6 protein-coding genes are annotated in these 6,576 nt (G+C 74.5%); all 6 read left to right on the top strand.

What is annotated here, in order from left to right; translation table 11 throughout:
* Positions 1-320 precede the first annotated feature (320 nt).
* A complete protein-coding gene (locus LCE31_RS14355; RefSeq protein ID WP_225014631.1) occupies positions 321-839 on the top strand; it encodes a DUF2617 family protein in 519 nt (172 codons plus the stop codon).
* A 99-nt stretch (positions 840-938) separates the two neighbouring features.
* Positions 939-2,609, top strand: a complete 1,671-nt coding sequence (locus LCE31_RS14350) for a polyamine aminopropyltransferase (RefSeq protein WP_225014630.1) — start codon at positions 939-941, stop codon at positions 2,607-2,609.
* Between the two features lie 37 nt (positions 2,610-2,646).
* A complete protein-coding gene (locus tag LCE31_RS14345; protein WP_225014629.1) occupies positions 2,647-3,666 on the top strand; it encodes a carbon monoxide dehydrogenase in 1,020 nt (339 codons plus the stop codon).
* A 238-nt stretch (positions 3,667-3,904) separates the two neighbouring features.
* Positions 3,905-4,687, top strand: a complete 783-nt coding sequence (locus LCE31_RS14340; protein ID WP_225014628.1) for an aldose epimerase family protein — start codon at positions 3,905-3,907, stop codon at positions 4,685-4,687.
* A 76-nt stretch (positions 4,688-4,763) separates the two neighbouring features.
* A complete protein-coding gene (pyrE, locus tag LCE31_RS14335; protein ID WP_225014627.1) occupies positions 4,764-5,312 on the top strand; it encodes an orotate phosphoribosyltransferase in 549 nt (182 codons plus the stop codon).
* An 86-nt stretch (positions 5,313-5,398) separates the two neighbouring features.
* On the top strand, positions 5,399-6,430 hold the full coding sequence (gene fbaA / locus LCE31_RS14330; protein WP_225014626.1) for a class II fructose-bisphosphate aldolase: 1,032 nt from the start codon (positions 5,399-5,401) through the stop codon (positions 6,428-6,430).
* Positions 6,431-6,576: the final 146 nt, after the last annotated feature.

Raw genomic sequence — 6,576 nt, 5'->3', positions numbered from 1 at the left:
GGGGGGGCCGGGGGCGGGGGGGCGGGCGCCCCCCCCCGGCCCCCCTCGCGTCGGAGCGCCGCCATCTGAACACCTGAACACCGAAGCCCCCGAGGGGATGGAAACCCCGTCAAGTTGGGTAAAAACGCTGTAGGTACAGCGGACTTCATGATTCGCTGGGCGCAGTCTTCCTCTCCGCCCTCGCACTGCCGGGACCGCCCCGCGGTGACGAGAAGGCGACCTTCCGCGCATCCCTCAGCTTCCTTCTCTCCGGGGGTTCTCCCCGGTTCCCCGGGGGTTGTCCCCGGCCCATCCGACACGTGTGTCTGCGGAGCCGATCCATGCTCACGACCCTGAAAACCGCCTACACCGACACCCGCGCCGCCGACCTGGCCTGGGCGCTGGGGCGGGAGCCGCTCCCGGCCCTCGCCACGCTCGACCTGGACCTTCGCGGCGCGAGACTCGAACTGAGACTTCTCGGCGCGTCCCACCAGGTGCTGCTGGAAGAGCACGGGGGTGCGTGCTCGGAGACCGTGGCGTGCATCCCCGGCCGCAGCACACCCCTGCCGCTCGGCGTGTCCGAGCGCGTCGGCGACTGGGAGTACGAGTTCGCGGCGCGTGTCGAGCACCTGTCGCAAGGCCAGTTCGCGGGCCGCGCACAGGAGTTGCTCGCCCTCGTGGCCGACCATCCGAACGGGCTTGCGGGTACGTTCCCCGGTTCGCCGTACGCGTTCACGGCGCTGCTCGCCCAGCGTGACGAGGGCGCGGTGCGGTGGCGTACCTGGCACGCGTATCCGCAGGAGGGCCAGCTCGTGGTGACGCGGACCCGGGTCGGCGCGCGGATGCCCGCCGTGCTCTGAGGGCTCGGCGCACGGACGGTACGGGCCGGTGCGTACGCGGCGGGAGATGCACCCTTGTGGGTGACCTTGTGCGAGCGGTGCGTGACGTAGCGTTACCGCATGATCGACCAGTACGCCGTCGCGCAGCGAGGGCCGTCGCAGGCGGGGCCGACACCGCCCCGCGGCCGGCCGCGGCTGCCCGTGCGCCCCGACGCGGTCCGCTTCCTGGTGCTGCTCGTGGTGTTCGTCTGCGCCGCCTGCGGGCTCGTGTACGAGCTGGAGCTCGTCGCGCTCGGTTCGTACCTCATAGGGGATTCGGTCACCCAGGCGTCCGTGGTGCTGTCGGTGATGGTGTTCGCCATGGGCATCGGCTCGCTGCTCGCGAAGCGGCTGCGGCCCAGGGCCGCCGTCGGGTTCGGGCTGGTGGAGGCGGCGCTGGCGCTGGTCGGCGGGATGTCGGCGCTCGCGCTGTACGCGAGCTTCGCGTGGCTGGGCGAGTCCCGCGGTGCGATCGTCGCGTTCTCGCTCGCCATCGGCGTGCTGACGGGGGCGGAGATCCCGCTGCTGATGACGCTGATCCAGCGGGTCTCGCGGCAGGACGCGAGCGCCGCCGTCGCGGACCTGTTCGCGGCGGACTACGTGGGCGCGCTGGTCGGCGGGCTGGCCTTCCCGTTCCTGCTGCTGCCGTGGCTCGGGCAGCTGACGGCCGCGATGGTGACGGGCGGGGTCAATGTGGTGGCGGGCGGCGCCCTCGTCCTGTGGCTCTTCGGCCACGACCTGTCCCCGCGGGCGCGGTGGCTGCTGCTGACGGCCGACGTCGTGGTGCTCTCCGTGCTGGCGACGGCCGCCGCGACGGTCGGCGGCTTCGAGCGCGCGGCCCGCTCGGCGGTGTACGGCGCGGGCGTGCGGGTCGCGGTGCACACCAGCGTCCAGGAGGTCGTGCTCACCGGCGGCACGCGGGGCCCGCTCGACCTGTACCTGGACGGCAGGCTCCGGGTGAACGGCCGGGACGAGTACCGCTACGACGAGGCGCTGGTGCACCCGGCGATGCGCGGGCCGCACGCGCGGGTGCTGATCCTCGGCGGCGGTGACGGCCTGGCCGCGCGCGAGGTGCTGCGGTATCCGGACGTCGGCTCCGTGACGGTCGTGGACATCGACGGACAGGTCGAGCGTCTGGCCCGTACGGACCCGGCGCTCAGCGCGCTCGACGGGCACGCGTACCGCGATCCCCGGCTGCACGCGGTCACCGGCGACGCGTTCAGCTGGCTGCGTGCGCGGGCGCGGACACGCGGGGAGGGCGGGCCCGGGCGGTTCGACGTGATCATCTCCGACCTGCCCGACCCGGGCATCACCTCCAGCTCGAAGCTGTATGCGCAGGAGTTCTACGGGCTGGCGGCGCGTGCGCTCGCGCCGGGCGGCCGGCTGGTGGTGCACGCGGGTTCGCCGGCGACACGGGCCCGCGCGTACTGGACGGTGGCCGCGACACTGAGGTCCGCGGGTTTCCGCGCGGTGCCCTACCGGGCGACGGGCCCCGCGGACGGCTTCTCCGGCGGCCCCGACCGGACGAAACGGGCGGGCAGGGGGGACGGGGCGCCCGAGGACTGGGGGTTCCTGCTGGCGGGGCGCGGCCCGGCGCCCCCGGCCCTCGCGCTCGCCGCGGACACGCCCCGGCTGCGGTCGCTGGACGCGGCGCGGCTCGCCGCGGACGGGCGGGCGGCCGCGCGGGACCGTCCGCCCGGCGCGGGCCGCCTGCCGCCGTCGACTTTGGTTCACCCGAGATACGGCGAGTGAGCGCCGTCCGGGGCGGGCTTAAGTAGGCTCGGGTCCCATGGACCACGAGGTGTTCGTTCCGGTGACGGCGGAGGCCCTGCGGCGTACGCTGCGGGACCCGGCGCGGGTCGCGCACTGCGTCCCCGCGTTCCAGCAGGACGCGGAGAGCGAGCCGGGTGCGATCACCGGCCGTCTCAAGGTCCGCGCGGGCGGCCACACGATCACGTACCGGGGCGCGCTCGGTGTGACCGAGGAAGACGACGGGGTGTTCACCGTCCGGGCCGAGGGCGAGGAGGTCCGGGGCACGGGATCGGTGTCGGTGACGCTCGATGTGCGGCTGACCCCGGCGGTCTCCGTGTCGGCCCCGGGGCCCGGCGCGGCGGCGGCCCCGGGCGAACCCGGCGGGCCCGGCACGACGAGCGGTACGGACCTCGGCTTCACGGGCGTCTCGCGCGCGGAGGGCCGGCTCGCGGAGCTGCCGCGCGAGGCGGCGATCCAGGCCGCGCGGCGGCTGCTGGATCGGTTCGCCGCCCGGCTCGGCGACGAGAGCGGGCCCCTCAAGGACCGGCGGCCCGGGATGCCCGACAGCGCGGAGGAGGCCGGGGAGCCGCTGCCGCCGAAGAACGGCGCGGCGGGCCCCCGCGGCGGCCAGGACGGGACGCCCGCGGACGCGGGGTCCGCGTCGCCCTCGGCGCCCGGCTCGTCGCAGCCCTCGGCGCCGGACGAGCCGTTGTCGGGCGAGACGGTCTCGGGGGACGGCGACTTCGTCGTACCCGACGGGTTCGACGACTTCGACGACCTCGATGGCACGGACGGCATGGACGGCGACGCCGCTGCCGACGCCGCCGACGATGACGACGCCGACGGGCCGCCCGCCGAGGCAGCGCACGCGCGCCGGACCATGATCGGCCGCAGTGCCGAGGAGGTCGACCACGCGCCGCCCCGCGGCCGTTACGCGCCGGTCCCGCTGCCCGAGGCGGCCACGGCCGCGGGCTCCCTGCGCTGGGTGGCCCCGGCGGCGGCACTGGCGCTGGCGTCGGCGGTCGTCGTGACACGCGCGCTGCGCCGCCGCCGCTGAGCGCGGAGGCGGGCGCCGGGCCGGGGGTTGCGGCGCCGCCGCCGAGCGTGGGCGGGCGCCGCCGAGCGTGGCCGGGCGCCGCGCCGCCGCCGTTGAGCGCCGGGCCGGGCGCTGCGGCGCCGCCGTTGAGCCGGGGGCATGGGGCGCCGCGCCGCCGCCGCTGAGCGCCGGGGTGTCCGTCGCTGAGCAGCGTGGTGCCGCCGTGCGGCCCGGACGGACGCCGAACTAGGGTCGCGGTGTGAGTGATCTGAGACTTTCCGCAGGCGATGTGACCGTCGGGATCGCGCCGGACAACGGCGCCCGTATCAGCAGCCTCGTCATCGACGGCACCGAACTGCTCCGCCAGGGGCCCCGCTACGGGTGCTTCCCCATGGTCCCGTGGTGCGGGCGCATCGCGCAGGGGCGGTTCCGCAACGGCGAGACCCAGCACCAGATGCCGCTCAACTCGGGTCCGCACGCCATCCACGGCACCGGCCGCGACACCGCCTGGCGGGTGCGGCACTCCGACGAGGCGTCGGCGACGCTGACGTACGAGCTGGGCGAGCCGTGGCCGTACCCGGGGCTGGTGACGCAGACGTTCCGGCTGACCGGGGGCGCGCTGGAGCTGACGCTCGGCGTGGAGACCCGGGCGGACTCGTTCCCCGCGCAGGTCGGCTGGCACCCGTGGTTCAACAGGAACCTCGGCGGCCAGGACGCGAGCCTCGCCTTCACTCCCGCGTTCCAGCTGGAGCGCGGCGAGGACCATCTGCCGACCGGCCGCCGCGTCGACCCGCTGCCGGGCCCCTGGGACGACTGCTTCGGCATGCCCGACGGCGTCGAGGCCACGCTGACCTGGCCCGGGCAGCTCGCGCTGACCGTGTCCAGCCCCGCCCGCTGGGTCGTCGTCTACGACGAGCAGGCCGAGGCGGTCTGCGTGGAGGCGCAGTCGGGGCCGCCGGACGGCCTGAACACGGACCCCGAGCTGGTCACCCGCATCGAGCCGCTGGAACTCGCGGCGACCTGGTCCTGGGAGCGCCTCTGAGCCCTGGTCCCGGCCCCGGGCGGCCCGGCACGATCCGGACAGGGCCCTTGAGCTCGGGGCCTTTAAGCTCGGAACCATGACCTCTACGAACGACGCCAAGGGCGAGCTGCTGAAGGCGATCAAGGACCTGGCCGTGGTGCACGGCAGGGTGACGCTCTCCTCCGGCATCGAGGCCGACTGGTACATCGACATGCGGCGCGTCACCCTGGACGGGCACGCGGCGCCGCTCGTCGGACAGGTGATGCTCGACGCGACCGCGGACCTCGACTACGACTGCGTCGGCGGCCTCACCCTGGGCGCCGATCCGGTCGCCACGTCGATGCTGCACGCCTCGGCCGCCCGAGGCCGGCGCCTGGACGCGTTCGTCGTCCGCAAGGAGCAGAAGCAGCACGGCATGAAGCGCCGGATCGAGGGGACCGACGTCAAGGGGCGGCGCTGCCTCGTCGTGGAGGACACCTCCACCACCGGCGGCTCCCCCCTCACCGCCGTCCAGGCCGTCCGTGAGGCGGGCGGCGAGGTCGTCGCCGTCGCGGTGATCGTGGACCGGGGCGCCGCCGCCGCCGTGGCGGACGCGGGCCTGCCGTACGTGCCGGCCTGTACCGCCGCCGACCTCGGGCTCGCCTGAGTCTGGAAAGATACGGGGTGACGATGACGTCGCCCCCGGTCAGGGACACGTACCTTAAACCGCGCACATCACAGAGGAGCGGCACTATGCCCATCGCAACCCCCGAGATCTACGCCGAGATGCTCGACCGGGCGAAGGCAGGCAAGTTCGCCTATCCCGCCATCAATGTGACGTCGTCCCAGACCCTGCACGCCGCGCTGCGTGGTTTCGCGGAGGCGGAGAGCGACGGGATCATCCAGATGTCGACGGGCGGGGCCGAGTTCCTGGGCGGCCAGTACAAGAAGGACATGGTCACGGGCGCCGTCGCGCTGGCCGAGTTCGCGCACGTCGTCGCCGAGAAGTACGGCGTCACGGTCGCGCTGCACACCGACCACTGTCCGAAGGACAAGCTCGACACCTACGTGCGCCCGCTGCTCGACATCTCCGCGGAGCGCGTGAAGGCGGGCCGCAACCCGCTGTTCCAGTCCCACATGTGGGACGGCTCGGCCGAGACGCTGGCCGACAACCTCGCCATCGGTGAGGAGCTGCTCGCGAAGGCCGCCGCTGCCCGGATCATCCTCGAGGTCGAGATCACCCCGACCGGCGGCGAGGAGGACGGCGTCTCCCACGAGATCAACGACAAGCTCTACACGACGGTCGACGACGCGCTGCGCACGGCCGAGGCGCTCGGCCTCGGCGAGAAGGGCCGCTACCTGCTGGCCGCGTCGTTCGGCAACGTCCACGGCGTGTACAAGCCGGGCAACGTGGTGCTCCGCCCCGACCTGCTGAAGGACCTCCAGGAGGGCGTCGCCGCGAAGTACGGCAAGCCCGCGGGCAGCCAGCCGTTCGACTTCGTCTTCCACGGCGGCTCCGGCTCGAGCGACGAGGAGATCACCACCGCGCTGGGCAACGGCGTGGTCAAGATGAACCTCGACACGGACACGCAGTACGCGTTCACCCGCCCGGTCGCCGACCACATGCTGAAGAACTACGACGGCGTGCTGAAGGTCGACGGCGAGGTCGGCTCGAAGAAGACGTACGACCCCCGCACGTGGGGCAAGTCCGCCGAGGCGGGCATGGCGGCGCGCGTGACGCAGGCGTGCGAGTCGCTGCGTTCCGCGGGCACGCGCATCAAGTAGAGCGCGCAGCCGCTTCTGGAGCGCGCAGCCGCCTCTGGAGCGCGCGGTCGCGTCGCGGCGTTCCGCGGGCCCGGCCCCCCGGGGGGCGCCCGGGGGGGGGGGGCCCCGGCCCGGGGCGGGGCCCGGGGGGGGCCCCCCCCCGCCCG

The sequence above is a fragment of the Streptomyces sp. 8L genome, from assembly GCF_020176795.1.
Lineage (GTDB): Bacteria > Actinomycetota > Actinomycetes > Streptomycetales > Streptomycetaceae > Streptomyces.
This window is presented reverse-complemented; position numbering and strand designations above follow the sequence as displayed.